General features: G+C 73.1%; 26 protein-coding genes. 9 read left to right on the forward strand and 17 right to left on the reverse strand.

Annotated features, from left to right (window positions below; genetic code table 11):
- Positions 1 to 68: 68 nt before the first annotated feature.
- From KBX43_RS12100 to KBX43_RS12110, 3 genes are all read left to right on the forward strand, one after another.
- Complete coding sequence (locus tag KBX43_RS12100) at positions 69 to 2030, forward strand: hypothetical protein (RefSeq protein ID WP_064448412.1); 1962 nt, start codon at positions 69 to 71, stop codon at positions 2028 to 2030.
- Between the two features lie 189 nt (positions 2031 to 2219).
- Complete coding sequence (locus tag KBX43_RS12105) at positions 2220 to 4121, forward strand: DEAD/DEAH box helicase (RefSeq protein WP_210884425.1); 1902 nt, start codon at positions 2220 to 2222, stop codon at positions 4119 to 4121.
- A 97-nt stretch (positions 4122 to 4218) separates the two neighbouring features.
- The gene (locus KBX43_RS12110) at positions 4219 to 4839 is read left to right on the forward strand and encodes a putative glycolipid-binding domain-containing protein (RefSeq protein WP_210884426.1); all 621 of its coding nucleotides are present in this window, start codon (positions 4219 to 4221) and stop codon (positions 4837 to 4839) included.
- A gap of 30 nt (positions 4840 to 4869) precedes the next feature.
- Here the strand turns inward: KBX43_RS12110 and KBX43_RS12115 are convergent, their stop codons facing one another.
- The 3 genes from KBX43_RS12115 to KBX43_RS12125 are packed head-to-tail and all read right to left on the reverse strand — an operon-like array spanning position 4870 to position 7315.
- Positions 4870 to 5961 carry a PLP-dependent cysteine synthase family protein gene (locus tag KBX43_RS12115; protein WP_210884427.1) on the reverse strand — a complete coding sequence of 364 codons (1092 nt, stop codon included), beginning with the start codon at positions 5959 to 5961 and terminating at the stop codon, positions 4870 to 4872.
- A gap of 10 nt (positions 5962 to 5971) precedes the next feature.
- Positions 5972 to 6814 carry an SDR family oxidoreductase gene (locus tag KBX43_RS12120; RefSeq protein WP_210884428.1) on the reverse strand — a complete coding sequence of 281 codons (843 nt, stop codon included), beginning with the start codon at positions 6812 to 6814 and terminating at the stop codon, positions 5972 to 5974.
- Positions 6815 to 6856: 42 nt separating this feature from the next.
- A complete protein-coding gene (locus tag KBX43_RS12125) occupies positions 6857 to 7315 on the reverse strand; it encodes an Lrp/AsnC family transcriptional regulator (RefSeq protein WP_018787850.1) in 459 nt (152 codons plus the stop codon).
- A gap of 267 nt (positions 7316 to 7582) precedes the next feature.
- On the opposite strand from KBX43_RS12125, the gene KBX43_RS12130 reads away from it, so the two are divergent.
- Entirely contained in the window at positions 7583 to 7849 is a 267-nt protein-coding gene (locus tag KBX43_RS12130; RefSeq protein WP_013473529.1) for a BldC family transcriptional regulator, read from the forward strand.
- 57 nt (positions 7850 to 7906) lie between these two features.
- Here KBX43_RS12130 and KBX43_RS12135 read toward each other — a convergent pair whose 3' ends face one another.
- Complete coding sequence (locus tag KBX43_RS12135) at positions 7907 to 8551, reverse strand: UbiX family flavin prenyltransferase (protein ID WP_043327384.1); 645 nt, start codon at positions 8549 to 8551, stop codon at positions 7907 to 7909.
- A gap of 145 nt (positions 8552 to 8696) precedes the next feature.
- Between KBX43_RS12135 and KBX43_RS12140 the strand changes: the two genes are divergently transcribed.
- The gene (locus tag KBX43_RS12140) at positions 8697 to 9662 is read left to right on the forward strand and encodes a hypothetical protein (protein ID WP_064448406.1); all 966 of its coding nucleotides are present in this window, start codon (positions 8697 to 8699) and stop codon (positions 9660 to 9662) included.
- Positions 9663 to 9681: 19 nt separating this feature from the next.
- Here KBX43_RS12140 and mqnP read toward each other — a convergent pair whose 3' ends face one another.
- The 3 genes from mqnP to KBX43_RS12155 all read right to left on the reverse strand — a co-directional run bounded on the left by mqnP (position 9682) and on the right by KBX43_RS12155 (position 12695).
- Positions 9682 to 10587, reverse strand: a complete 906-nt coding sequence (gene mqnP, locus KBX43_RS12145) for a menaquinone biosynthesis prenyltransferase MqnP (protein WP_043327388.1) — start codon at positions 10585 to 10587, stop codon at positions 9682 to 9684.
- Positions 10587 to 12047, reverse strand: a complete 1461-nt coding sequence (locus KBX43_RS12150) for a menaquinone biosynthesis decarboxylase (RefSeq protein ID WP_043327390.1) — start codon at positions 12045 to 12047, stop codon at positions 10587 to 10589. The genes mqnP and KBX43_RS12150 overlap by 1 nt, the downstream gene beginning before the upstream one ends.
- Before the next feature lie 93 nt (positions 12048 to 12140).
- Positions 12141 to 12695, reverse strand: coding sequence for a carboxymuconolactone decarboxylase family protein (locus tag KBX43_RS12155; RefSeq protein ID WP_210884429.1), 555 nt, complete (start codon positions 12693 to 12695; stop codon positions 12141 to 12143).
- Between the two features lie 63 nt (positions 12696 to 12758).
- On the opposite strand from KBX43_RS12155, the gene KBX43_RS12160 reads away from it, so the two are divergent.
- Both KBX43_RS12160 and KBX43_RS12165 read left to right on the forward strand, forming a co-directional pair.
- Positions 12759 to 13229 (forward strand): MarR family winged helix-turn-helix transcriptional regulator, encoded by a 471-nt coding sequence (locus tag KBX43_RS12160; RefSeq protein ID WP_113972218.1) that lies wholly within the window; start codon positions 12759 to 12761, stop codon positions 13227 to 13229.
- A 44-nt stretch (positions 13230 to 13273) separates the two neighbouring features.
- Complete coding sequence (locus KBX43_RS12165; RefSeq protein WP_043327397.1) at positions 13274 to 13498, forward strand: hypothetical protein; 225 nt, start codon at positions 13274 to 13276, stop codon at positions 13496 to 13498.
- On the opposite strand, the gene ccsB is transcribed toward KBX43_RS12165, so the two are convergent.
- From ccsB to hemL, 6 genes are read right to left on the reverse strand one after another with little or no spacing between them, the layout of a single operon-like run.
- Positions 13467 to 14432 carry a c-type cytochrome biogenesis protein CcsB gene (ccsB, locus tag KBX43_RS12170; protein ID WP_064448403.1) on the reverse strand — a complete coding sequence of 322 codons (966 nt, stop codon included), beginning with the start codon at positions 14430 to 14432 and terminating at the stop codon, positions 13467 to 13469. The genes KBX43_RS12165 and ccsB overlap by 32 nt on opposite strands.
- Positions 14432 to 16051, reverse strand: a complete 1620-nt coding sequence (locus KBX43_RS12175; RefSeq protein WP_210884430.1) for a cytochrome c biogenesis protein ResB — start codon at positions 16049 to 16051, stop codon at positions 14432 to 14434. Before KBX43_RS12175 ends, ccsB begins: the two co-directional genes overlap by 1 nt.
- On the reverse strand, positions 16051 to 16917 hold the full coding sequence (locus KBX43_RS12180) for a cytochrome c biogenesis CcdA family protein (RefSeq protein ID WP_064448401.1): 867 nt from the start codon (positions 16915 to 16917) through the stop codon (positions 16051 to 16053). Before KBX43_RS12180 ends, KBX43_RS12175 begins: the two co-directional genes overlap by 1 nt.
- Positions 16917 to 17492 (reverse strand): TlpA disulfide reductase family protein, encoded by a 576-nt coding sequence (locus KBX43_RS12185; RefSeq protein WP_030500717.1) that lies wholly within the window; start codon positions 17490 to 17492, stop codon positions 16917 to 16919. Before KBX43_RS12185 ends, KBX43_RS12180 begins: the two co-directional genes overlap by 1 nt.
- Positions 17492 to 18139: a histidine phosphatase family protein gene (locus KBX43_RS12190; RefSeq protein ID WP_013283542.1), complete on the reverse strand. Its 648-nt coding sequence runs from the start codon at positions 18137 to 18139 to the stop codon at positions 17492 to 17494. The genes KBX43_RS12185 and KBX43_RS12190 overlap by 1 nt, the downstream gene beginning before the upstream one ends.
- 2 nt (positions 18140 to 18141) lie before the next feature.
- Positions 18142 to 19479 (reverse strand): glutamate-1-semialdehyde 2,1-aminomutase, encoded by a 1338-nt coding sequence (hemL, locus tag KBX43_RS12195; RefSeq protein ID WP_166455683.1) that lies wholly within the window; start codon positions 19477 to 19479, stop codon positions 18142 to 18144.
- 144 nt (positions 19480 to 19623) lie between these two features.
- Here hemL and KBX43_RS12200 point away from each other — a divergent pair, with 144 nt between their 5' ends.
- Complete coding sequence (locus tag KBX43_RS12200; RefSeq protein ID WP_210884431.1) at positions 19624 to 19956, forward strand: STAS domain-containing protein; 333 nt, start codon at positions 19624 to 19626, stop codon at positions 19954 to 19956.
- Between the two features lie 96 nt (positions 19957 to 20052).
- Here KBX43_RS12200 and KBX43_RS12205 read toward each other — a convergent pair whose 3' ends face one another.
- Together KBX43_RS12205 and KBX43_RS12210 are read right to left on the reverse strand one after the other, a co-directional pair.
- Positions 20053 to 21645: an ABC transporter permease gene (locus KBX43_RS12205; protein WP_069088712.1), complete on the reverse strand. Its 1593-nt coding sequence runs from the start codon at positions 21643 to 21645 to the stop codon at positions 20053 to 20055.
- Complete coding sequence (locus tag KBX43_RS12210; protein ID WP_069088713.1) at positions 21642 to 22535, reverse strand: ABC transporter ATP-binding protein; 894 nt, start codon at positions 22533 to 22535, stop codon at positions 21642 to 21644. The genes KBX43_RS12205 and KBX43_RS12210 overlap by 4 nt, the downstream gene beginning before the upstream one ends.
- A gap of 53 nt (positions 22536 to 22588) precedes the next feature.
- Here KBX43_RS12210 and KBX43_RS12215 point away from each other — a divergent pair, with 53 nt between their 5' ends.
- Positions 22589 to 23113 carry a GbsR/MarR family transcriptional regulator gene (locus KBX43_RS12215; RefSeq protein ID WP_244206219.1) on the forward strand — a complete coding sequence of 175 codons (525 nt, stop codon included), beginning with the start codon at positions 22589 to 22591 and terminating at the stop codon, positions 23111 to 23113.
- Between the two features lie 4 nt (positions 23114 to 23117).
- Here the strand turns inward: KBX43_RS12215 and KBX43_RS12220 are convergent, their stop codons facing one another.
- A complete protein-coding gene (locus KBX43_RS12220) occupies positions 23118 to 23675 on the reverse strand; it encodes a two-component system response regulator (protein ID WP_013283536.1) in 558 nt (185 codons plus the stop codon).
- Positions 23672 to 26347: HAMP domain-containing protein (locus KBX43_RS12225; RefSeq protein WP_210884432.1), on the reverse strand; the 2676-nt coding region annotated here is incomplete at its 5' end. The genes KBX43_RS12225 and KBX43_RS12220, both read right to left, overlap by 4 nt.

Genomic DNA, 26347 nt, shown 5'->3' on the forward strand with positions numbered 1-26347 from the left:
CACGGTGAGATCCAGGCACTTTCGGCCGGCGCCACGGTCGGGGGCGAGCGTAGGTGCGGAGGGGCGAGATGGGCGAGCACGAGGTTCCGGCGGAGAAGGTCCACCCCGGACCGACGCCCGACGCCGCCGACCCTGCCGACGACAGCCCGGCAGCGGCCCGCCCCGGGCCGGTGGCCGTCGCGCGGGCACGGGTGACCGTCGCCGGGGCGGCCGTACCGCCTCCCGCAGGCGACGAGCCGCCGGCGGCGCCGTCGAGCCCAACCACGTACCGCGCGGGCACCCCGGCGGACGCCCCGCCGCTGGACCGGCGTCAGCCCGGCGCGACAGTTCCCCCGTCGACCTGGTCCGCCTTCGCCGTGGCCGAACGCCCGGCGACACCCGAGGCCCCCATCAGCACACCCGCTGCGGGTACGCCCTCCCCGGCCACGCCGGACGGCCCGGCGGCCGGTATCCCGGCTCCCCGTGTCTCCGGTTCCGCCCGGGTGCCCGTGCCCACTCCGACGGCCCTCGCCGACTCGGCTGCCCCGGCCGTTCCGCCTGCCGTGTCCGCTCCCGCCGTTTCCGCTCCCGCCGACTCGTCCACACCGGCCGCTCCGGCTGGCGTGTCCACTCCGGCGGGCGGCGAGACGCCGGGTGAGGACGCCGCCGGCGCGGATGCGGTCGCGACCGACGATCGACCGGACCGCGACGCCGCGCCGGGCGGGCCGGAGAACGCGGCCGGAAGCACCGCCACCGATCCCCGGGACGGCGCCCCGGCAGCCGGGTCCGCCGACTCCGGCACCGCGTCCCCCGCCCTCGCCGAGCAACCGGCCGGGCCGGGTGCGGTGCCCTCCGCGAAGCCCGCCGACCTCGATGCGGCGCCGTCCGCGAAGCCCGCCGGGCTCAATGCGGCGCTGTCCACGAAGCCGGCCGGGCAAGGCGGGACGGCGCACGCCCGGGCCAGCGCCGCGGTACCCGGCCTGAGCCGGGTGTCCGCCGACGAGATCGCCGCCTCGGTGGTGACCGCTCCCGCCGCCGCGACCGTCTACCGGGCGGGTCCGGTGAACCCGGAGCCGCCCGAGCCCGCCCAGCCGCCGGAGCCCGCGCAGCCCCCGGCCCCGCACGGTCCGGAGCCCGAGCCGGCGCCGACCCCGGTACCGGGTCCGACCCCGCCGTCGCCCGCGCCGCCGGTGCCGGAGCCGGAGCCGCCGTTCCGGCCCACGCCGCCCGCGCCCGCGCCGCCCGCGCCGGCGCCCACCCCACCGGGGCCGGTTCCGCCCGTACCGGGGCCGCCGGTGCCGCCGCCCGGACCCGCGGTGCCCCCGCCGCCGCCCCCACCGGGTCCGATGCCCGCGCCTCCGTTCCCGCCACCACCGGCGATGACGGCCGCGGCGAACCCGCTGCCCGCGCCGCTGTTCCCCGCGCCACCGGCCACCGCAGGCCCGTCGTTCGGCACGCCGTCGGCCACCCCAGGCGCGCCGTCGTTCGTCACGCCACCGGTCACCGCGGGCCCGCCGTCGTTCGCCACGCCGTCGGCCGGCTCGGCGGTGCCGCCCGCGCCGGCCACCACGCCCTTCCCGTCCGCGCCGCCGGCCACGACCGGCACTCCGGCGTCCTCCGCCGAGTCGCCTCCGGCGTGGGCCGCCGCGCCCGTCTCCGCCCCGCCGCCGCCCGCGGTCCCGGCGCCGGCGCTGCCGACCTGGCCGCCGCCGGCCACGCCGGCCCGCGACGCCGACGCGACCCGTCCGGTACGTCAGCAGTCCGGCAGCACGGACCTCGCCGGCGCCGTCTACGGCGGCGGGACGGACGGACCCGGTTTCGCCACCGTGTCGTTCCCGCAGGGCAATCCGCTGGAGAACTCCGGCTCGCTGACCGGGCACATCCTGGCTCAGGGCTGGTCCGAGGAGAGCCCGGCGGCCCGGGGCGGCAACACCAAGGTGATCATCGTGCTGGCGGTCGCGCTGACCATGCTCATCGCGATCAGTCTGCTCGTGGTCTTCCTGGCCAACGACGCGCTCAGCGGCCTGACCGGAGCCATGCCGGTCGAGTGACGGGGGTGAGCCCGCCCACTACCGCCTCGCGCTGCCGTGGCGGAGTGGGCGAAGCGCCGTACACTTGTCTCCGATTACTGACCTGGCGCGCCCCGATTGCGCGCTCATGGGCGATCTTGCGGGCGATTCGGCGGCGTGACAGGCCGCGGCGGGCCATCGCGAAGATGCGCCCCGCTCGAGAGGCATTTCTTGACCACGTTCGCTGAATCCAGCACGTCCCCGTCCGTCGACCCGAACTCCGACGCCGTCGACTTCGCGTCGCTCGGCCTGCCCCGGCAGCTCGTCGAGGCGCTCGCCCGGCAGGGCATCACCACCCCGTTCGAGATCCAGCGGGCCACCCTGCCCGACTCGCTCGCGGGCCGCGACGTACTCGGCCGGGGCCAGACCGGCTCGGGCAAGACGCTCGCCTTCGGCCTGCCGGTGATCGCCCGGGTCGCCGACCGCAACCGGGCCCGGCCGCTGCACCCCCGCGCTCTCGTCCTGGTCCCCACCCGTGAACTCGCCATGCAGGTCAACGACGCCCTCATGCCGCTCGGCAAGTCGGTGGGCGTCTTCCTGAAGACCGCCGTCGGCGGCGTGCCGTACGACCGGCAGATCGACGCGCTGCGCCGCGGCGTTGAGATCGTCGTGGCCACCCCGGGCCGGCTCGGCGACCTGATCGAGCGCGGCGTATGCCGGCTCGACGACGTCGAGATCACCGTGCTGGACGAGGCCGACCAGATGGCCGACATGGGCTTCCTGCCCGAGGTCACCCAGCTGCTGTCGAAGACCCCGGCGGACGCGCAGCGGCTGCTGTTCTCGGCCACTCTGGACAACGACGTCGACACGCTCGTCAAGCGGTTCATGACCGACCCGGTCACCCACTCGACCGCGCCGGCCACCGCTGCCGTGTCCACCATGGACCACCACCTGCTGCTGATCCCGCCGCACGACAAGTTCGCGGTCGCCGCGTCCATCGCCGCCCGCGAGGGCCGCACCATGCTGTTCGCCCGTACGCAGCTCGGCGTGGACCGGCTGGTCGAGCAGCTCGCGGCCGTCGGCGTGCGGGCCGGTGGGCTGCACGGCGGCAAGACCCAGCGAATGCGTACCAAGACGCTCGCCGAGTTCCGCGAGGGCCGCACGCCCGTGCTGGTCGCTACCGACGTGGCGGCCCGCGGCATCCACGTCGACGGCGTGTCGCTGGTGCTGCACGTGGACCCGCCGAAGGACCCCAAGGACTACCTGCACCGGGCCGGCCGTACGGCCCGGGCCGGCGAGTCGGGCGCGGTGGCGACGCTCGTGCTGCCCAAGCAGCGCCGCACCACCCTGGCCATGATGGAGAAGGCGGGCGTCGAGCCGGCCGAGACCCGGGTCCGGGCGGGCGACGAGGCGCTGGCCGAGCTGACCGGCGCGCGCGAGCCCAGCGGTGTACCCGTGCGGGACGAGCCGGAGCCGCGGCGCGGCGGCCCGCGCCGCTTCGGCGACCGGGACGGCCGGGGCTTCGACCGGGGCGGCCGGGGTGGCTTCTCCGACCGTGGCGAGCGCCGGTTCGGCGACCGCGACGGCCGGGGCGAGCGCCGTTACGGCGACCGGCCCGCGGGCGAGCGGTCCGGCGACCGGTTCGCGGACCGTGGCGGTGACCGCCGGTTCGGCGACCGTCCGGCGGGCGAGCGCTACTCGGGCGAGCGGGCCGGTGGCGGCGAGCGCCGCTTCGGGCGGCCGGAGCGTCGCGACGACCGGAGCTTCGGCGACCGGCGGTCCGACGGCCGGAGCTTCGGCGAGCAGCGGTCCGACGACCGTGGCCAGCGCAGCGACCGCTTCGGCGGCCAGCGCGACGACAGGCGTTTCGGCGAGCGCGCCGACCGCCCGTTCGGGGACCGGCACCGGCCGGCGGCCGGGCGCGGGTACGACCGCGACGAGCGGCGGTACGACGACCGGCCGGGTGGCTTCGGTGACCGTCGCCAGGAGGACCGCCCGCACGCCGAGCGGCGTTTCGGTGACCGGGGCGACGCGCGCCCGGCCGAGCGCCGGAGCGGCGGTTTCCGGGCCGAGGGGCGGGGCCGGGACGACCGGCGCGGCTTCGGCGGGCGACCGCCGGCGCGTACCCACTGATCTGAGCGCACCCACGACGCCGCCGCCGAGCACCCGCTCGGCGGCGGCGTTCGCGCATCCGCTGCCGCCGACGGCCGGGTCGCGTAACGTCCGGACCATGCCGAAGTCGCTCTTCTGGGCCCGGACCGACACCGCCGGCTGCGAGCACGTCGTGCTCGACGGCGGCCAGGGGCTGACCGCGCAGGGCGTGGCACTCGCCGTGGACCCGATCCCGTACACCTGCCGTTACCGCCTGGCGCTCGCGCCCGACTGGTCGACCGACCAGCTGGAGGTCGAGGCAGAGGGCGCGGGCTGGTCGCGGAGCGTACGCCTGGAACGGGGCCGGGACGGGTGGCGCGTGCGTACCGGCGAGGAGGGTGACCTGGACGCGGCGCTGAGCGCGGCGGGCCACCCACCGGCGGGGTTGCCGGGCACCGACGACCCGGGTCGGCTGGACGACGCGCTCGACGTCGACCTGGGCGGGTCCCCGCTGACGAACACGATGCCGATCCGCCGGATCGGGTTGGGGCGGCTGCCCGCCGACATGGCGACGGCGGTGACCGTGGCCTGGGTGCTGCTGCCCGGCCTGGCCGTGATCCCGGCCGAGCAGGTCTACACCTCGCTCGGCCCGGGCCGGGTCCGGTACGCCAGCGGCACGTTCACGGCCGACCTGGAGGTCGACCCGGAGGGTTTCGTGGTGCGCTATCCGGGGCTGGCCGAGCGGGTCGACCCGCGCTGACGTCCGCCGCCGCCAAAGCCGGGGCGCCGGTCAGGCCGGCCAGGCGCCGTCGGTCAGGAACCGGTCGATGGTGGCCAGGTGCGGGGCGAGGTCGAGGCCCTGCGCGGCCACCCACTCGTCGGAGTAGTAGGTGTCGCCGTACCGGTCGCCCGGGTCGCAGATGAGCGTGACCACCGAGCCGGTACGTCCGTCCGCCAGCATCTGGGCGATCAGCCCGAACGCGCCCCACAGGTTGGTGCCGGTGGAGCCGCCCACGCGGCGGCCGAGCACCGCCGAGCCGGCCCGCATGGCGGCGAGCGACGCGGCGTCCGGCACCTGCACCATCCGGTCCACCACGCTGGGCAGGAAGGACGCCTCGACGGTGGGCCGCCCGATGCCTTCGATCCGGGAACCTCGGTCGGTGCGTACCGACCAGTCACCGGCCTGCCAGGCGGGGTAGAACGCGGAGTTCTCCGGGTCCACCACGCAGAGCTTGGTGGGCAGCCGCCGGTAGCGGGCGTAGCGGCCGATGGTGGCGCTGGTGCCGCCGGTGCCGGCGCCGACGACGATCCAGGCGGGCACCGGGTGCCGTTCCAGCGCGAGCTGGGCGTAGATCGACTCGGCGATGTTGTTGTTGCCCCGCCAGTCGGTGGCCCGCTCGGCGTACGTGAACTGGTCCATGAACCGGCCGCCGCTGTCCTCGGCGAGCCAGCGCGCCTCCACCACCACCTTCGCCGGGTCCTGGACGAGGTGGCAGCGCCCGCCCTGGAACTCGATCTGGGCGATCTTCTCCGGCGAGGTGGAGGCGGGCATGACCGCGATGAACGGCAGCCCGAGCATCCGCGCGAAGTACGCCTCGGAGACCGCCGTCGAGCCGGACGACGCCTCGACGATCGTGGTGTCCGGGCCGATCCAGCCGTTGCAGAGCCCGTAGAGGAACAGCGAGCGGGCGAGCCGGTGCTTGAGCGAGCCGGTGGGGTGCACCGACTCGTCCTTGAGGTAGAGGTCGATCCCCCACTCGCGGGGCAGCGGGAACGGCAGCAGGTGGGTGTCGGCGGAGCGGTTGGCGTCCGCCTCGACAGCGGCGATCGCCTCGGTCACCCAGCGCCGGCTGGCCTCGTCGCACCGGTCGAGATGAGTCACGTCGGCAACGTTACAAGCGAGGTGGGCTCGGGTTTTCCCGGACCCGGCGGGCCTGCCGCCGTTGACCGGCCCGGCCGGTGGCCCGGATCACCGGCGTGAGCGCCAGGGCGAGCCGGGGGAAGGCGTCCAGGAGCCGTACCTGGGCGCCGCGCCAGCGCGGCAGGCTGACCACCGGCCGGGGCCGCCGGGCCAGCCGGACGGCCCGCGCGGCCACCCGCTCCGGCGTCAGCAGCGAACCGGTGAAGGATGCCAGCGCGCCCGGGTCGTCCAGCTTGTCGTGCAGCATCGGCGTCCAGATCCCGTCCGGGCACAGGCACGACACGTGTACGCCCCGGACGCCGGCCATCCGCAGGTCGCTCATCGTGCCGAGGCTGAACGCGAGCAGGGCGTGCTTGCTGGCCGCGTACACCGTCTCGCCTGGCGCGGCGATCAGCCCGGCCAGCGAGACGACGTTCAGTACGTGGCCGCGGCCCTGCTCGCGCATCACCGCGACGGCGGCGAGCGTGCCGTTCATCGCGCCGAGCGCGTTCACCTCGACCACCGCGCGCCGGGTCGGGGCGTCGTGCGCCCAGGAGGGCCCGGTGACCAGGATGCCCGCGTTGTTCACCCAGAGCCCGAGGCCGCCGGGTGCGGCCGCCGCCTCGGCGGCCACGTCCGCGCAGGCGGATTCGTCGCGTACGTCGAGCGGGCGCGACCAGCCACCCAGCGGCGCGGCGGCGGTCGCCACGGCATCGGCGTCGACGTCGGTGAGCAGCACATTCCAGCCGTCGGCGTGCAGCGCGACGGCGATGGCCCGGCCCAGCCCGCCGGCCGCACCGGTGACCACTGCGGCGCCGCGTCCCGAGATCGTCATCGGCGCACGGTAACCGCAATCCCCGCGCCGGGGCCAGAGTGATCAGGCGGTGGGCGGTTCCAGCGGCTGCGGGCGGTTCTCCCACTTGGTCGACAGGGCGATGCTGGTACGGGTGGATGCCACGCCGGCCGTCCGGTTCAGCCGGACGATCAGCTGCTCCAGCTCGGCGATCGTGCCGACCCGCGCCTTGAGCAGGAAGGACTCGACGCCGGCCATGAAGTAGCAGGACTCGATCTCGGGGATGCGCCGGAACGACTCCAGCACGTCGTCGGTGTCCGCGTCGGAGTCCTCGATGATGCCGATGAGCGCGGTGACGCCGAGCCCGATCGACTCCGGCTCGACCTCGGCCCGGTACGCCCGGATCACGCCGCTGGACTCCAGCTTGCCGACCCGCTCGTGCACGGCCGGGGCGGAGAGGCCGACCTGACGGGCCAGCTCGGCGTACGACAGACGGGCGTTGCCTCGCAACAGCTCCACAAGGCTCAGGTCGATCGTGTCCACGGAGAGTGACCCTATCTCGATCGGGGCCCGGCACTGCGGCCACCGGGCGACGATGAGGTCGGGCCGCGCCTATCACAAACGTGCGCTCACGGGGGTTCTCCGCCGGTACCATTTCCTAACTTCCCAGTGTGTGCGTTTTTCGCGTTTGGCGGACACGTCCGGTAGCCGGTGCTGTAATTGCCATACGTCCCTCATGACGGCTCTGGGCTCGCACCGGCCGGGGGCAGTGTGTTCAGCCGGGGGCTTCGTCGACGCGAGGAGGGGGCTGTGGACACTGGAGATCGCCTGCTGACACCGGGTGAGGTCGCTGCGCTGTTTCGGGTTGACCCGAAAACCGTGACCAGATGGGCAGCGGCCGGCCGGATCGGCAGTATCCGGACTCCAGGAGGGCACCGCCGGTTTCGGGAATCCGAGGTGCGGGCCCTGCTCGAGGGGGAGGGCATGCTGGACGAGGCGGAGGACATGGGCAAGGCCCGCAACATGGGCCCGACCGCTTCCACCGGCCCCGGCCCGGCGAACGCCGGCATGTACTGAACGTGCGGGGCGCGGTCCGATCGAGGCCGCGCCCCGCTCGTCGTACGCCGGGTCCGGTCAGGCCGGGCCGGGTTCCCGGCGACCGGAGGCCAGCTCGCCGGCCCACCGGCGGAACAGCGTGTGCGGGACGCCCAGCGCGTCCAGCACCTTGCCGGCCACGAAGTCCACGAGCTGCCCGGCGGAGGCCGCCGCCCCGGCGCCGTAGAAGCCCGGGCTGGCCGGCAGCACCACGGCGCCGGCGTCGTGCAGCGCGATGAGGTGCTCCAGGTGGCTGCGGGTCACCGGGGTCTCCCGGGGCACCACCACTACCGGGCGGCGCTCCTTGAGGTTCACCTCGGCGGCACGCTGGAGCAGGTCCTTGGAGAGCCCGATGGCGATGCCGGCGCAGGCGGCGGTGCTGGCCGGCACCACCGCCATGCCGCGTACCCGATAGGAGCCGCTGCTCGGGCCGGCGGCCAGGTCACCGGCGGGCCAGTGCCGGATGTCCGCGCCGGTGAGGTCGCGGTCGAGCCAGGCGGCCAGGTCCTCGGCCCAGTGCCCGTCCCGGAAGGGCCGGCCGGTCTCGTCCAGCACTGTCAGCCGGGCCGCCCGGGACACGATCAGGTCCACCGCCTGGCCCGCGTCGAGCAGTGCCCGGACGACCGCCGCCGCGTACGGCGTGCCCGAGGCGCCGGAGACACCCACCACCCATGGTTCGCGCATGCCCTCAAGCGTGCCTGGTCGCCGCGGGCGGCGGACCACGACCCCCGTTCGGGCGGCCCGCCCGGGATGTCCAGAGGGTTCACGGGAGTTCCCTCGGCGTGAAATTCTTCGATCGGCAAATCCACTTCCGTGGGAAGGGCCGGTGATGACTGCGGCGGTGCTGCGGGCGCTGCGCTCCGACTGCCCCATCACGCCCCGCCTCTCCCCGTACGCGGACGACGTGCAGGGCTGGCTGGTGGAACTGGTCGACCGGCTCGGTCTGCCGCCCGACCCGGCCACCCGGCGGCGGCTGGCGCGGGCCGGGTTCGCCCGGTACGCCGGCCGCCTCTACCCGGACGCCACCGAGGCGGACCTGCGGGTGCTGACCGCGCTGTTCACCTGGTTCTTCCTGGTCGACGACGCCTGCGACGGGCGGGACGGGCTGACGCCGGGGCAGATCCGCGCGTTGCGCGACGGCGCGCTCGCGTTGCTGCGCGAGGGTCCGCGAGCCCGCCATCCGGGCTTCTCCGGCCCGCTGCGGCGCCTGCTGGTGCAGGCGTGGCGGGAGCCCCGCCGCCGGATGCCGGCCCGCTGGCGGCTACGTTTCGCCGACGCGGTCGCCGACCACCTCGACGGCGTCCACCGGGAGGCCACCGCCACCGGGTCGGGCCGTCCGCCGGGCGTCGCCGAGTACGTGCGGCTGCGCCGGGCCACCTCGGCGGCGTACGTGTCGTACCCGCTCATCGAGTTCGCGTCCGGACGCCCGCTGCCCGACGCGGTCTACCACCACCCGGCACTGCGGCGGCTCGCGGACCTCGCGAACGACCTGCTGTCCTGGTTCAACGACATCGCCTCGCTGGAGCGCGACCACGCCACCGGCGGCGGGCACAACCTGGTGCTGGCGGTGGCCGCCGAGCGGGGCGTGCCGCTGCCGGCGGCGGTCGACCTGGTGGCCGGGCACTGGCGGGCCGAGATGGCCCGGTTCGCGGCGCTCCGCGCGGCGGCGCCGTCGTTCGGCCCGACGCTCGACGACGCCGTCGCCGTCCACCTCGACGGCCTGGCCGCCGCCGTGCGCGGCACCGTGGACTGGACGCTGGAGAGCGCCCGCTATCCGGTCACCCCGGCGTCCTGACCGCGTTCCGGCGTTGCCGTTACGGCCGCAGGCCGAGCCGGATCACCAGGTCGAGCAGCGCGAGGACGAACAACGCGATGCCGACGAAGCCGTTCGCGGTGAAGAACGCCCGGTTGACCTTGCTCAGGTCGGTCGGGCTGACCACCAGGTGCTGGTACGCGAAGGCGGCAGCGGTCAGCGCCAGCCCGATCCACCACAGCCAGCCGAAGCCGACCCACGCGCCGAACCAGATGAACAGCGCGAACGTCACCACGTGCGCGACGGTGGAGGCGTGCAGCGCGAAGCGCCGGCCGTACCGGGCGGGGACGCTGTGCACGCCGATCTCCCGGTCGATCTCCGAGTCCTGGCAGGCGTAGATCAGGTCGAAGCCGCCGATCCAGAGGCCGACCGCCGCGCCGAGCAGCCAGGCCGGGCCGGAGCCGTCGAGCGTGCCGGTGACCGCCAGCCAGGCGCCGACCGGGCCGACCGCCTGCGCCACCGCGAGGATGGCGTGCGGCCAGTTGGTGAACCGCTTGCCGTACGGGTAGACGATCAGCGGCACCACGGCCAGCGGCGCGAGCACCAGGCAGAGCGGGTTGAGCAGGGCGGCGGCGGCCAGGAACACCACGAGCGCGACGGCCGCGCCGGTCCAGGCCGTCCGCACGCTCACCGCGCCGGTGACCAGTTCCCGGTTCGCCGTACGCGGGTTCCGCGCGTCGATCCGCCGGTCGAGGATGCGGTTCGCGGCCATGGCGAACGTCCGCGCGCCGACCATCGCCACGGTGATCAGCAGCAGGTCGCCCCAGCGCACCCGGCCGCCGTTGAGCTGCATGGCGGTCAGCGCCGACAGGTACGCGAACGGCAGCGCGAAGACCGAGTGCTCGATGGCGACGAGCTTGAGGAAGGACGCGACCCGGCCGGGCCGTTCCTGTACCGCCGCCGTCATCAGATCCCGTATTCCTTCCAGCGCTTGTCCACCAGTGAGACCACCTCGGGCGACATCCGCATCTCCTCCGGCCAACCCCGGGTGTAGCCCTCCTCGGGCAGTTTGCGGGTCGCGTCGATGCCCGCCTTGCCGCCCCAGAACTGCTGGTACGAGGCGTGGTCGAGATGGTCCACCGGGCCTTCGGTGAGCAACAGGTCCCGGGCGTAGTCGACATTGCCGAAGGCGCGGAACGCGACCTCGTTGTAGTCGTGGACGTCGCAGTCCTCGTCCACGATCACGATCAGCTTGGTCAGCGACATCATGTGCGCGCCCCAGATCGCGTTCATCACCTTCTGCGCGTGCTTCGGGTAGCGCTTGCGGATCGACACGATCGCGCAGTTGTGGAAGACACCGGCGGCGGGCAGGTCGTAGTCGACGATGTCCGGGATCAGGAAGCGCAGCAGCGGCGCGAAGATCCGCTCGGTGGCCTTGCCGAGACCGTGGTCCTCCTGCGGCGGCTGGGACGTGACGATCGAGTGGTAGACCGGGTCGCGCTGCATGGTCATGCACTCGATGTGCATCACCGGGAACGGCTCGACCGGCGTGTAGAAGCCGGTGTGGTCGCCGAACGGGCCCTCGGGCAGCCGCTCGCCCGGCTCGATGTAGCCCTCCAGCACGATCTGCGCGTGCGCCGGCACCTGGAGCGGGACGGTCAGGCAGTCGACCATCTCGACCCGCTCACCGGCGAGGAACCCGGCGAACAGGTACTCGTCGATGTCGGCGGGCAGCGGCGCGCTGGCCGAGTACGCCACCACCGGGTCCGCGCCGATGGCGATCGCCACCGGCAACCGCTCGCCCAGCCGCTCCGCGACCGCGTGGTGCGCGGTGGAGTTCTTGTGGATCTGCCAGTGCATGCCGATCGTGTTGTGGCTGTGCTGCTGGAGCCGGTAGAGCCCGAGGTTGCGCTTGCCGGTCTCCGGGTGCTTGGTGTGGGTCAGCCCGAAGTTGTGGAAGATCCCGCCGTCGCCGGGCCACACCTGCAACCCGGGCAGCCGGTTCAGGTCGACGTCGTCGCCCCGGTAGACGACCTGCTGGCAGGGGGCGGTCTTGACCTTCTTCGGCGGCATCGACTTGAGCTGCATGACCTTGCCGAGGCCACCCATCATCCCGGAGAAGCCCTGCGGCAGCTCCGGCTTGAGCATGTCGCCGATCCGCGCGCCGATCTCGTCGAGGTCTTCCACCCCGAGCGCCATCGCCATCCGCTTCTCGGTGCCGAACAGGTTGATCGCCACCGGCATCTCGCCCCGGGTGGGGCGCTCGAACAGCAGCGCCGGCCCGCCGGCCCGGACGGTGCGGGTGACGATCTCGCTGATCTCCAGCGTGGGGTCGACCGGCGCGCTCACCCGCCGCAGCTCGCCCGCGCGCTCCAGCGCCGCGAGGAAGTCCTTGAGATCGGTGTACGGGAAGCCACGAGCCGCCATGCCGCCATCCTCCCGCACGTTCCTGCGAGGTAAGGAAGGGCCCCCTGTTAACGCCTCCGGTAGAGGACGGGCCCCTTCTTAACACCCCGCAGCTCAGGCCGCGGGCGTCCAGGCGTACGCGGCCAGCGGCGCGTCGAGCGGCGCCTCGGTGAGCCGGTTGGCGAACGTGGAGATGGTGTACGTGCCGACGCCGAGCACCACGTCCAGCGCGTGCCGGCGCTGCCACCCGGCGGCGAGCAGCGCGTCGAGGTCGGCGTCGGGGACCGCGCCCCGGTGGTCGAGGACGGCGACGGTGAACCGGCGCAGCGCCTCCAGCCGGGGGTCGGGCAGCGTCGCGCCGGTCCGCAGCGCCTCGATCAGCTCCGGCGCGGCGGCGTGCCGGACGAGCGTAGCGGTGTGCATGGCCACGCAGAGGTGGCAGCCGTTGCGGGTGGCGACGGTGAGCACGACCACCTCCCGGGCGACCGCGTCGAGGTCGGTCGCCTCGAACGCGGCGTTGGCGGCGAGGAAGCCCTTCAATAGTTCGGGTGAGCCCGCCATCAGGCCGACGGCAGCGGGCAGGTGGCCCAGCGAGCGGCGTACCCCGGCCATGACCGGGCGGGCGGCGGCGGGTGCGGTGTCCGGCTCGTACGTGGTGAAGCGGGACATGACTGTGCCCCTCTCGTAAGATGGTCAACGTGGTTGACGAAATAGTAAACGTGGTTGTCGAACGTGGCAACGCCTGACCGCCCCGGCTTCGCGCTGCCGCTGCTCCTGCTCGCCGGCTTCCGTACGCTCGTTGACGACCTGCACGCCGAGCTGGCCCGCCAGGGGCACCCCGAGCTGCGCCCGGCCCACGGGTTCGTCCTCCAGGCCGTAGGCCCGGACGGCACCACCGCCTCCGACCTCGGCCAGCGCCTCGGCGTCTCCAAGCAGGCCGCCGGCAAGACGGTGGACCGGCTGGTCGCGCTCGGCTACCTGGAACGCGTGGACGACCCCGCCGACGCCCGACGCAAGCTGGTCCGGACGACCGCGAAGGGCCGCGACGGGCTGCACCGCTCGGCGGCGGTCTTCGACGAGCTACGCGACCGCTGGGCGGCCACGCTCGGCGCGGACCGGGTCGCCGCCATCGAGGACGACCTGCGCCGGATGGTTCCCGCCGACGTGTTCCGCCTCGACGTCCCCGGCTGGTTCGGCGGATGAATTCGTCACTGACAGGTTCGCCGACGGCGGTTCATCATCGACGGATGGACGACGCATACGTGGTGGGTGACCCGGACGGCCTCAGCCCACTCCAGGCAGAGATCCGCGACGCGGTGGCCCGCGAACTGCACGCCCAGTTCGCGCTCCGGGCCGACCGCCTCGAACTGGCCGACCTGCCGGAGGTGGCCTACCAGGTCACGCGCCGGGTGGACGAGGTGCTGAGCGCGCGCCCGGCCACTACACCCCGGCGTACGAGTGCAGACCGGTGAAGAAGAAGTTCACGCCGAACAGGTTCATCATCACGGTCAGGAAGCCCACGATGGAGATCCAGGTGGCCACGTTGCGCTTCACGCTCGGCGTGGCCCGGGCGTGCAGGTAGCCCGCGTACACCACCCAGGAGATGAACGCCCAGGTCTCCTTGGGGTCCCAGCCCCAGGCGCGGCCCCAGGCCGCCTCGGCCCAGATCGCGCCCGCGATCACCGCGAACGTGAAGATCGGGAACGAGAAGGCGTGCAGCGTGAAGGTCAACCGCTCCAGCCCGGCCGCCGCCGGAAGGCGGCGGGCCAGGGTGTACGGGAAGCTGCGGCGACCCTGCTCCCAGCCGGCCCGCATCAGGTACGCGGCGGCGGGCACCACGCCCAGCAGGAAGAGGCCCGAGGCAAAGATGATCGTCGAGACGTGGATGATGAACCACCACGACTGCAGCGCCGGCATCAGCGGCTCGATCGGCACGTAGAGCTTCAGCTCGGCGAACGCCAGCAGCAGCACCATCACCAGCGTCAGGAACAGCCCGAGCCGGCGCAGCCACGGCTGCTTCCAGAGCACCACGAGCCAGGCCGCCACACCGATCCAGGTGCCGGTCAGCACGAACTCGTACATGTTGCCCCAGGGCATCCGGTCGGCGGCGACGCCCCGCGTGATCACCGCGCCCAGGTGCACGGCGGCGGCGACCGCGGTGAGCCAGCCGGCGATCCGGCCGGCCAGCACGGCCCGGGCGGCGGAGTGGTCCGGCCGCGGCGGCGCGGCCGGCTCGTCGACGGTGCCGCCGGCGCCGCCGACGCCCGCGCCGACCAGTTCCCGCGCGGGCGCGGCCGCGGGGACCTTCCGCGCGTTGCCCAGCGCGAACTCCACGGCGTGGCTGATCATCGCGATCAGGTACACCAGGATCGCGTACGCGACCAGCTGGTCGGAGAGTGCGGACATCACTCGTCTCCTTCTCGCGCCCGCCGCGCGTCCGGCGCGTCGCCGCTCACCGCGGCGACGAGCTGCGCGAACTCGTCGGCGAACCCTGGGTGCTCGGTGCGCGGCAGCCCACCGGCCTCCACCAAACTACTACCGCCCGTCGGAGATCCACCCTCCGGGGGCGAAACCCGGAACCACACCCGTCGCCGCCGGGCGAACAGCGAGCCCATCAGGCCCAGCAGCAGCGTGCCGCTGGCCACCAGCAGCAGCGTCTGCCCGGGCGCGTGCCGGACCGCGAGCGTGATGTACGGCTTGGTGCCGACGAACTCCAGCGTGCTGCCGTCGTCGAGGGTCCACTTCTCCCCCGGCCGCAGCAGCTTGGTGCCGATCTCCTTGAGCTTGCCGTCGTCGATCTGCCGCCGGTCCAGCGCGTATACCGAGCCGGGGATGCCGGCGTCCATCCCGAGGTTCCCGCGGTACGCGGTCAGGTTCACCATCGGGTTGCGCTCGGCCGGGTACTGCGACGCCACGTACGGCGCGCTCTCCGGCCCGGTGGGCAGGTAGAGCCCGTCGAAGGCGATCTGCTGGTCCGGGGACCGCGCGCCGGTCTTCGGGTCGACGTTGGCGTCCGGGAAGATCGCCACGCCCTCCTCGGTCGCGTTGGAGTCGCCGGTACGCAGGAACGGCGCCTCGCTGGTCTGGCTGCGGCCGTACTTGTCGGTGTACTTCAGCAGCGGCGCGTAGCCGTTGCCGAGCAGGTAAACGTTCGCCGAGCCGAGCCGCAGCGGCGAGTTGACCGAGAAGCCGGCGGTCCGCGCCTCGCCGCCCGGCTCCTCCACGGTCACCGTGGCCCAGTAGCGGGACGCCAGCCCGGACGGCAGGTAGTCGGCCTCGAACTTCTCCAGCGTCAGGCAGAACGGCGGCAGGTCGGCGCTGTCCACGCGCGGGCCGAGCGACGCCTCGGCGTACTGCTGACGGGTGTTGCAGAAGGCGTTGTCCTCGCCCGCGACCAGGATGCGGTTGCCGTGCCATCCGTACCAGGAACCGAGCGCGACCCCGAGCAGGACGGCGACCAGCGACACGTGGAAGAGCAGGTTGCCGGTCTCCTTGAGGTAGCCCTTCTCGGCGGAGACCTCGTTGCCGCGCACGGTGACCCGCCACCGGCGGCCGCGCAGCACCGCCGCGATCGCCTCGGGGTCGGCGGCGGCCGGGGCCTCCAGCACCGTGTGCTGGGGCAGCCGTTCGAGCCGCTTCGGCGCGGCCGGCGGCTTCATCCGCAGCGCGCGGACGTGGTCCCGGGCGCGGGGCAGGATGCAGCCGATCAGCGAGGTGAACAGCAGCAGGTAGATCGCGGAGAACCAGACCGAGCCGAAGACCTCGAACGCGCCGATCTGGTCCAGCCGGGGCGCGAGGTCGGGGTGGTCCACGAACCACTGGTTGACCCGTTCCGGGTTGACGCCGCGCTGCGGCAGCACCGAGCCGGGGATGGCCGCGACGGCGAGCAGGAACAGCAGGATCAGCGCGGTACGCATGCTGGTGAGCTGCCGCCACGAGTTGCGCAGCAGGGCCAGCACCGGGTTGACCCGCCGTCGGGGCGCCTGCGCCGGAGGGGTCGACGGCCGGTCGTCGACGGTCGTCATCAGATGCTCACCTCGCCCACGCCCACGTTCGTCTGCAGCCAGATCACCACGTTCACCCAGCCGCCGCTGATCAGCGCCAGGCCGATCGCGATCAGCAGGGCCCCGCCGATGCGGGTGACCCAGCGGCTGTTGCGCCGGACGGCGCGGAACACCCCGAGCAGGCGCTGGAAGCCCAGCCCGAAGACGACGAACGGTATCCCCAGCCCGAGGCAGTACGCCACGGCGAGCACCACGGCCCGGTCGGTGCCCCCCTCGGTGGCCGCCATGCCGAGCACCGCGCCGAGCGTCGGGCCGGTGCAGGGCAGCCAGCTGAGCGCGAAGACCGCGCCGAGCACCGGCGCGCCGAGCAGCCCGGCGGAGGGCAGCCAGCGGATGCGGAACTCCCGCTGCATGCCGGGGATCACCCCGAGGTAGCCGAGCCCGAGCACCACCACGAGCGCGCCGATGACGATCTCCAGCGTGCGCTCGTACCGGAAGAAGAGCTTGCCGACGCCGGAGAAGAGGATCGCGGTGGCGACGAACACGACTGTGAAGCCGGCGATGAACAGCAGCGTGCCGGCGAGCACCCGGCCCTTGACGGCCGCGGTGGTCCGGGCCGGCGCCGCCCGCTCGGCGACGCCCACACCGCCCCCGCTCGCGCCGCCGCTGTTAACAAGGGGCCCTTCCTCTACCGGAGGCGTTAACAGGGGGCCCTTCCTTGCACCCTCCAGGTCGGCGCCGGCCAGGCCGGTCACGTACGACAGGTAACCGGGCATCAGCGGGAGCACGCACGGGGACAGGAAACTCACCAGCCCGGCCAGTGCGGCCGCGCCCACCGCGAACAGCAGCGGGCCGGACTCGGCGAGCTGGCGGAACGTCTCGCCCATCAGCGGGCGCCGTTCGGCGCCGGTGACTCGGCGGCGATCTTCTCGACGATCGGCCGCAGCTCGTCGCGGGTGACGGCCCGGCGGATCACCACGGCGATCCGGCCCTCGCGGTCGAGCACGACGGTGGCCGGCGTGGTGTTCGGCGGGATGTCGAAGTTGAGCGCCTGCCGGCTGGCCGGGTCGAAGATGCTCGGGTACGTGACCCGGCCCTCCTCGAAGGCGAGCGCCTTGTCCTTGCTGTCCTGCACGTTGATGCCGAGGAACGTCACGCCGGAGCCCTTTGTGGCCTGGTAGGTGTCCTCCAGGTCGTCCGCCTCGGCACGGCAGGGCGCGCACCAGGAGCCCCAGAAGTTGACCACGACGACCTGGCCGCGGTCGCGGGAGATGTCGTAGCCGCCGCCGGTGAGCAGCTCACCGCTGACCTTCGGCGTCTTCGAGCGCTGGTCGGGTGCGCAGGTGACGACGGAGCCGTCGGCCGCGCACCGGCTCTCCTGGCTGCCGGAGGAGCAGCCGACCAGCGCCGTACCGGCGGTGACGGCGGCGAGCAGGGCGGCGGCGAGCCTCCGGGTGAGCATCAGGCCCCCTTGGCCGTCCGGGCGGTCGGCGAGATCGACACCAGGTGGGCGGCCGGCTCGGAGTACCCGATGCCGACGATCTTGGCGCCGTCGAAGTGGAACGAGGTGAGGCTGGCCAGGCCGCACTGGCGGCGGCGCGGGTCGTGCCAGAGGCGCTTGCGCTCGACGTGCCGGCGCAGCGTCCAGATCGGGAGCTGGTGCGACACGAGCACCGCCTCGCGGCCCTCGGCGGCGACGCGGGCGGCGTGCAGCGCGGCGAACATGCGCTCGGCGATGGCCCGGTACGCCTCGCCCCAGGACGGGGTCACCGGGTCGCGCAGCACCCACCAGTTGCGCGGGTCGCGGAACGAGCCGTCACCGGGCGAGACCTTCTTGCCCTCGAACCAGTTCGCGCTCTCGATCAGCCGCTCGTCGACGCCGACGGAGAGGCCGAACTGCGCCGCGATCGGCTCGGCGGTCTGCTGGGCGCGCTCCAGCGGGCTGGCCACCACGTGCACCACGGTCCGGTCGGCGAGCGCCTGCGCGGCCGCCTTCGCCATCTGCACGCCCAGCTCGGAGAGGCGGAACCCGGGCAGGCGGCCGTAGAGGATGCCGTCCGGGTTGTGCACCTCACCGTGCCGCAGCACGTGCACCACGGTCTCCGCCATAGTTACCCCCCGCTTCCCGCCGCTGCCGCCGCCCGCGCCGCCACCGGCAGGGCGGCGGCGATCTGCTCCCACGCCGCGTCGTCGATCGCGGTCGAGACGAACCACGACTCGAACGCGCTCGGCGGCAGGTAGACGCCACCGGCGAGCATCGCGTGGAAGAACGCCTTGAACGCCGGCACCACCTGGGTACGGGCGCTGTCGTAGTCGCGCACGTCCGCGTCGGTGAAGAAGACCGAGAACATGTTGCCGGCGGTGGAGAGGCGGTGCGGCACGCCGGCCGCGGACAGCGCCTCGGTGGTGAGCTTGCCGAGCGCGGCGGAGGTCTCGTCGAGCCGCCGGTAGAGCGCGTCGTCGGCCAGCCGCAGCGTGGCCAGTCCGGCGGCGCAGGCCAGCGGGTTACCGGAGAGCGTCCCGGCCTGGTAGACCGGGCCGGCCGGGGCGAGCTTCGCCATGATCTCCGCGCGCCCGCCGAACGCCGCGGCGGGCAGGCCGCCACCCATGACCTTCCCGTACGTCCACAGGTCCGCGTCCGACGGGTCGAGGCCGTGCCATCCGGCGCGGGACACCCGGAACCCGGTCATCACCTCGTCGACGATGAGCAGCGCGCCGTGCGCGTGCGCGATCCGGGCCAGTTCGGCGTTGAAGCCGTCACGCGGGGCGATCACGCCCATGTTGCCGGCGGCGGCCTCGGTGATGATCGCGGCGATGTGCTGGCCCTGGGCGGCGAACGCCTCCTCGACCGCGCGCAGGTCGTTGTACGGCAGCACGATCGTGTCGCCCGCTGCCGCGCCGGTCACGCCGGGCGAGTCGGGCAGGCCGAACGTGGCCACGCCGGAGCCGGCGGCGGCGAGCAGTGCGTCCGAGTGGCCGTGGTAGCAGCCGGCGAACTTGATGATTTTGGAGCGGCCGGTGAAGCCGCGGGCCAGCCGGATCGCCGACATGGTCGCCTCGGTGCCGGAGTTGACCAGGCGCACCTGCTCGACCGGCGTCCGCGCGATGATCTCCTCGGCCAGGTCTACCTCACCCGGGGTGGGCGTGCCGAAGCTCGTGCCCAGCGTGGCGGCCTCGCGCAGCGCCTCCACCACTGCCGGGTGCGCGTGGCCGAGAATGAGCGGGCCCCAGGAGCAGACCAGGTCGACGTACCGACGACCGTCGGCGTCGAAGAGCCACGGACCCTCCCCCCGGACCATGAAGCGCGGGGTGCCGCCGACGGCACGGAACGCGCGCACGGGAGAGTTCACCCCGCCGGGCACGACGGCCTTGGCGCGGTCGAACAGGGCCTCGGAGGCCGGGGCGTCGGCCGGGTAGCGGCCGGATCCGGCGGAAAGCGTCTCGGTCACGATGGGCCCATTGTGTCAGCGCCGGAGCACTGCCTGGCACGCACCCCGCGACGGGGGTTACCAGGCTCACCCCGGTGAGCGGCGGCAGGCCGCCAGCGATCCGCTCGACAGGCCCGTCGGTCGAGATCGCGATAGGCTGACCGGGTGGATCGTGCCGAACTGTCCATCGCCGTACAGCGGACCGGTGACGAAGCAGTGCTTCGTCTGGCCGGTGAGATCGACATGCTCACGGCCGCCCAGCTCTCGACGGTGGTCAACGAGGTGCTGGCGGATCCGCCCCCGCGCATCGTGCTCGACCTGGCCGGGGTCACGTTCTGCGACTCGCAGGGCCTCGGCACGCTCGTGGTGCTCAGCCGCAAGGCCAGTCATACCCAGTGCCTGCTGATACTCACCAACGTCGGCGACTTCCTGATCCGCGTCCTGGACATCACCGGTCTCCGCAGCGCCCTGATGATCCGCAACGAAGCCACCCCGTAGCCCGACCCTCGCTTTCCTCCGCGATCTTGCACTTGCGGCCCTCCACGAGGGTGATTCACCCCTTTCGCCGGGGCCGCAAGTGCAAGATCAACGCTGCTAGAGGACGGGGACGTCGCGGCGGCGGAAGGTGAGCAGGCCAGCCGTGGCCAGGGTCACCGCCAGGGCCGTGAGCAGGTAGAGCGGGGTGGGGGTCCAGGCGTCGCGGAGCACCTGCGGGGTGTGCGTGAACGGGGACAGGTCCAGCAGCCACTGGTCCAGCTCCAGCACCGCGCCGAGCTGCCCGAGCAGCACGCAGACCGCCAGCACCGCCCAGGTGACCGGCGCGAGCCGGGGCAGCAGGCCGTAGAGCAGCACGGCGAGCCCGGCCAGCACCCACGCCGCCGGCACCTGAGCCAGGCCCGCGGCGAGCATCCGGCCGAGTTGCCGGGGCACGTCACCGGTGCTCAGCCCGTACGTCAGGCCGGTGGCCAGCCCGGTCACCGCGAGCACCACCACCGGGCCGAGCAGCGCGAACGTCACGTGCGAGAGCAGCCAGGTCGAGCGGCGGGTGCCGGTGGCCAGCACCGGCTCGGCGTGCCCGGCGGACTCCTCGGCGCGCATCCGCAGCGCGGCCTGGATGCCGTACCCGGCGGCGGCCAGCCCGGCCAGGCTCAGCGTCACGCCCAGGTACGCGTCGGCCATGCCGGACGCCCCGCCGAGCCGGGCCACGATCTCCTCCATCCGCGGGCTGCCCTCGACGGACCGGCCGGCCGCCTCGGCCGCGCCACCGAGGATCAGCCCGAGCAGGCCGAACCCGACCGACCACCAGAGGATCTGCCCCCGGTGCAGCCGCCAGGCCAGGCCGAACGGACCGGACAGGCCACCACCGGCGGCGGCCGGGCCGAGCCGGGGCGGCAGCACGCCCGCGCCCAGGTCGCGGCGGACCGAGACCGGGTACGCGAACGCGGCGAGCAGCGCCGTGGCGGCAAGCGGCAGCAGCAGCACCCACCACCGCTCCCCCTCGTACGGGCGGACCCGGGCGGCCCAGCCCAGCGGGGACAGCCAGCTCGGCCAGTCGTTGCCCGCCGTGTCCCCGGCCAGGCGCAGCCCGAACGCGGCGCCGAGACCGGCGAGGCCGATGCCCCGCGCCCCACCCGCGGTCTCGGTCAACTGGGCCGCCAGCCCGCCGAGCGTGGCGAACACGACGCCGGTCAGCACGGTGACCAGGCCGTACGCCAGCGAGCCGCCGACCGGCAGCCCGGTCGCGACCAGCCCGGCGGCGGTGAGCAGGCCGAGCAGCAGATCCGCCGCGTACGTGACGAGCAGCGCGGCGGTCAGCCCGGCGTGCCGCCCGAGCACGTTGCCACCGAGCAGTTCCCGCCGGCCGGCCTCCTCCTCGGTGCGGGTGTGCCGGATGACGGTGAGCAGGCTGGCCAGCGCGACGATGAGCAGCAGGAAGCCGCTGCGCTGGGCGGTCAGCCCGCCGATGCTGTCGCCGTAGGCGGGGCCGAGCAGCGCGACGATGGACGGGTTGCGGGCGGTGCCCTCCAGGTACGCGGCCCGCTCGGCGGCGGTCGGGAACAGCCCGGCGAAGCTGGCCGCGTACGTCATCGGCAGCACCGCGAGGATCAGCACCCACAGCGGCAGCAGGAGACGGTCCCGGCGCAGGATCAGCCGGACCAGGTGGCGGGTGCCGGTGAGCGTGCTCATGCCCGGTCCGCCGTCTCGTAGTGCCGCAGGAACAGTTCCTCCAGCGTGGGCGGCGTGCTGACCAGGCTGCGTACGCCCAGTTCGGTGAGCCGGCGCAGCGCGGCGTCGAGCGCGGCGGTGTCGACGTCGAAGCGCACCCGCCGCCCGTCGACCCGCAGGTCGTGTACGCCGGGCAGGTCGGCCAGGCCGTCGAGCGGCGCGGTGACCTCGGCGTCGATCGCGGTGCGGTGCAGGTGGCGCAGGTCGCCGAGCGTGCCGGACTCCACCGTCCGGCCGGCCCGGATGATCGTCACCCGGTCGCAGAGCGCCTCCACCTCGGCGAGGATGTGGCTGGACAGCAGCACTGTGCGTCCGTCGTGGACGGCGCGGCGGACCCAGTGCTGGAAGACCTCCTCCATCAGCGGGTCGAGCCCGGAGGTCGGCTCGTCGAGGATGAGCAGTTCGACGTCGGAGGCGAGCGCGGCGACCAGGCCGACCTTCTGCCGGTTGCCCTTGGAGTAGGTGCGGCCCTTCTTGCGCGGGTCCAGCTCGAAGGAGTCCAGCAGTTCGGCGCGGCGTTTCGGGTCGAGCCCGCCGCGCATCCGGCCGAGCAGGTCGATCACCTCGCCGCCGCTGAGGTTGGGCCAGAGCGTGACGTCGCCGGGCACGTACGCGAGGCGGCGGTGCAGCGCTACCGCGTCCCGCCAGGGGTCGCCGCCCAGCAGCCGGGCGGCCCCCGCGTCCGCCCGCAGCAGGCCGAGCAGCACCCGGATGGTGGTCGACTTGCCGGAGCCGTTCGGGCCGAGGAAGCCGTGCACCTCCCCGGTGCGGACGGTCAGGTCGAGCCCGTCGAGGGCCCGGGTGCGGCCGAAGGTCTTCACCAGGCCGGACACATCGATTGCCGTTTCCATAATTCAGAAGCTACGCTCGTTTCACAAACTTGTGAAGACTGTAAGGTCACGGGGTGAGTGTCGAGGAGCCGACCATGAACAAGCCGTTCCGCCACGACGAGGAGGAGGTCCACCTCTTCGTGGAGCGGATGGCGATGGCCTTCGCCGACGTGGGCTTCCCCCGGATGGCCGCCCGGGTCCTGTTCACGGTGATGAGCGCCGACGACCCGCTCACCGCGGGCGAGATCGCCGAACGGCTCGGCGTCAGCGCGGCGGCGGTCAGCGGCGCGGTCCGCTACCTGACCCAGTTCGCCATGCTGGTCCGCGAGCCGGTCAAGGGCTCCCGGCGCGACCGCTACCGGATGCCGGACAACCCCTGGTACGAGGCGACCATCACCAAGACCACGCTCTACAAGAACTTCATCGACATCGCCGCCGGCGGGGTCGACGCGCTGCACGGCCGCAGCACCCCGGCCGGTGAACGGGTCGCCGAGATGCGCGACTTCTTCCTCTTCGTACAGGAGGAACTGGAATCGCTCGGCGACCGGTGGCGGGCCCGGCGGGCCGCGACCGGGCACGGCGGCCCGGCCGGCGGCTGAACCGTCAGCGGGTGTTGCCCCAGCGCGCCTGCTCCAGCAGCTCGACCGCGCGTTCGCGGGTGGACGGGTCGTCGTCGGCGCGCAGCAGCGCCGTCGCCTCGTCCACCGCGTCGGTCAGGTGCCGCCACTGCAGATCCCGCTCCCGCACCAGGTCCGACTGGGCGGCGAGCTGCCGGGTCTTCACCCACAGGTCGACGAAGACGGTCACCTTCGCCCGCAGCACCCACGGATCGAACGGCTTGGTCAGGTAGTCGACCGCACCCGCCGCGTAGCCGCGCAACGCGAGCTGCGCGTCCTTGTCCGCGGCGGTCAGGAAGATGATCGGTACGTGCCGGGTGCGCTCGCGCCGCTTGATGTGCGTCGCCGTCTCGAAGCCGTCCATGTCGGGCATCTGGGCGTCCAGCAGGATCACCGCGAAGTCGTCCACGAGGAGCTGCTTGAGCGCGGCCTCGCCGCTCTCCACCGCGACCGACTGCACCGGGAGACCCTGGAGGATCGCCTCCAGCGCCATCAGGTTCTCCCGCCGGTCGTCCACCAGCAGGGCCTTGGCCGTCTGCGTCACGCGTTCTCCTCGCCTCGGCTGCGGCCGATCCAGGACGCCATCAGCTCGATCAGCTCGTCTAGGTCCACCGGCTTGGTGATGTAGTCGCTGCCGCCGGCGCTGAGCGCCGACTCCCGGTCGCCGGGCATCGCCTTGGCGGTCAGGAAGACGATCGGCAGGTCCGCGAACCGGTGGTTGCGGCGGATCTGCGCGGTCGTCTCGTACCCGTCCTGGTCCGGCATCATGGCGTCCATCAGCACGATGTCCACCTCCGGATGCTCGGCGAGCTGGCGGACGCCGTCCGCCCCGTTGTCCGAGTACAACACGGTCATGCCGTGCAGTTCCAACGCGGACGTCAACGCGAACACGTTCCGCACGTCGTCGTCGATGATCAGCACGGTCACGCCGTCCAGCCGCCGGGTGGCCGGCGTCTCCTGCGGCTGCGGCAGCTCCATCGGCATGAGCAGCGACGACGGCAGGCCCGCGCGGCTCGGCGACGGCGGCGCCGGCGCCACCACCGCGTCCGGCGCCAGCACATCGGGTACGAAGAGAGTGAACGTCGAACCCTGACCGGGCGCGGACGAGACGGTGATCGTGCCGCCGAGCAGGCGGGCCAGATCACGGCTGATGGACAGGCCCAGGCCGGTCCCGCCGTACCGCCGGCTGGTGGTGCCGTCCGCCTGCTGGAACGCCTCGAAGATCAGCGACAGCTTGTCGTCGGAGATGCCGATGCCGGTGTCGATCACGGTGAACGCGATCACCCGCTGCGCGTTCGTCAGCGCCGGCACGTCGAAGACGGCGTTCTCGGCCGCCGGCCCGATCCGCAGCGTCACCGCGCCGTTGTCGGTGAACTTCACCGCGTTGGAGAGCAGGTTGCGCAGGATCTGCTGCAACCGTTGGGCGTCGGTCACCAGCGCCGGCGGCAGATCGCTGCTGACCCGTACCTGGAAGTCCAGGCCCTTCTCCTCGGCCTGCGGCGCGAACGCCTGCTCCACGTAGCTCCGGATCTCGGCGAACTGGATCTCGGTGGGCTCCACGTCCATCCGGCCCGCCTCGATCTTCGACAGGTCGAGGATGTCGTCGATCAGCGAGAGCAGGTCCGAGCCGGCGCCGTGGATGGTCCGCGCGAACTCGATCTGCTTCGCGCTGAGGTTGCGCTCCGGGTTCTCGGCCAGCAGCCGGGCCAGCAGGAGCAGCGAGTTCAGCGGCGTACGCAGCTCGTGGCTCATGTTCGCCAGGAACTCCGACTTGTACGCCGACGCCCGGGTGAGCTGCTGCGCCTTCTCCTCCAAGCCGAGTCGGGCCAGCTCGATCTCCCGGTTCTGCGTCTCGATGTTGGCCTTCTGCTCGGACAGCAGCTTCGCCTTGTCCTCCAGCTCGGCGTTGGTGCGCTGCAACTCGGCCGACTGGTCCTGCATCTCGTGCGCCAGCCGCTGCGACTGCGCCAGCAGCTCCTCCGTACGCCGGTTGGCCTGGATGGTGTTGACCGCGACGCCGATGGTGAGCACCAGCCGCTCCAGGAACGCCAGGTGCAGGTCGGAGAACGTGGCCACGCCGGCGAACTCGATCACGGCGAGCAGTTCGCCCTCGAACAGGACCGGGAGCACCACCAGGTCGGCCGGGGGCGTGTCGGCCAGCCCGGAGCGCACCACGAGGCGCCCGTCCGGCTGCGCCTTGACCCGGATGGTCCGGCGGGACAACGCGGCCTGCCCGACCAGCCCCTCACCCGGGCCGAACGTGACGTCGTGCCCCCGGGCCACGTACCCGTAGGAGGCGGTGAGCCGCAGCCGCATGCTGCCCTCGGAGCTGTCCGCCAGGAAGAACGCGCCGAGCTGCGCGTCCACCAGCGGGGTCACCTCCATCATGATCATGCGGCAGACCTCGCCCAGGTCGCGCTGGCCCTGCAGCAGACCACCGATCCGGGCCAGGTTCGAGTCGAGCCAGCCCTGCTCGGCGTTCTTCTTCGTCGTCTCCCGGAGGGTGACGATCATCTGGTTGATGTTGTCCTTCAGCTCGGCGACCTCGCCCTGCGCCTTCACGTTGATCCGCTGGGTCAGGTCGCCGCGGGTCACCGACGTGGAGACCTGCGCGATCGCGCGCAACTGCGTGGTGAGCGTGGAGGCGAGCTGGTTGACGTTCTCGGTGAGGTCGCGCCACGTACCGGAGACGCCCTTGACCTGGGCCTGACCACCCAGCTTGCCCTCGGTGCCCACCTCACGCGCCACGCGCGTGACCTCGTCGGCGAACGAGGAGAGCTGGTCGACCATCGTGTTGACGGTGTTCTTCAGCTCCAGGATCTCGCCCTGCGCGTCCACGGTGATCTTCTGACCCAGGTCACCGTTCGCCACGGCGGTGGTGACCGAGGCGATGTTCCGCACCTGGCTGGTCAGGTTCGACGCCATCGAGTTCACGTTGTCGGTCAGGTCCCGCCACGTACCCGAGACGCCCTTGACCTGGGCCTGACCACCCAGCTTGCCCTCGGTGCCCACCTCACGGGCCACCCGCGTGACCTCGTCGGCGAACGACGACAGCTGGTCCACCATCGTGTTGACAGTCGACTTCAGCTCCAGGATCTCGCCCTGCGCGTCCACGGTGATCTTCTGCGACAGGTCACCCTTGGCCACCGCCGTGGACACCTGGGCGATGTTGCGCACCTGCGCGGTCAGGTTCGACGCCATCGAGTTGACGTTGTC

Origin of the sequence: Micromonospora sp. C41 (assembly GCF_018070485.1) — a bacterium.
In the GTDB taxonomy this organism is placed as follows: Bacteria; Actinomycetota; Actinomycetes; order Mycobacteriales; family Micromonosporaceae; genus Micromonospora; species Micromonospora chalcea.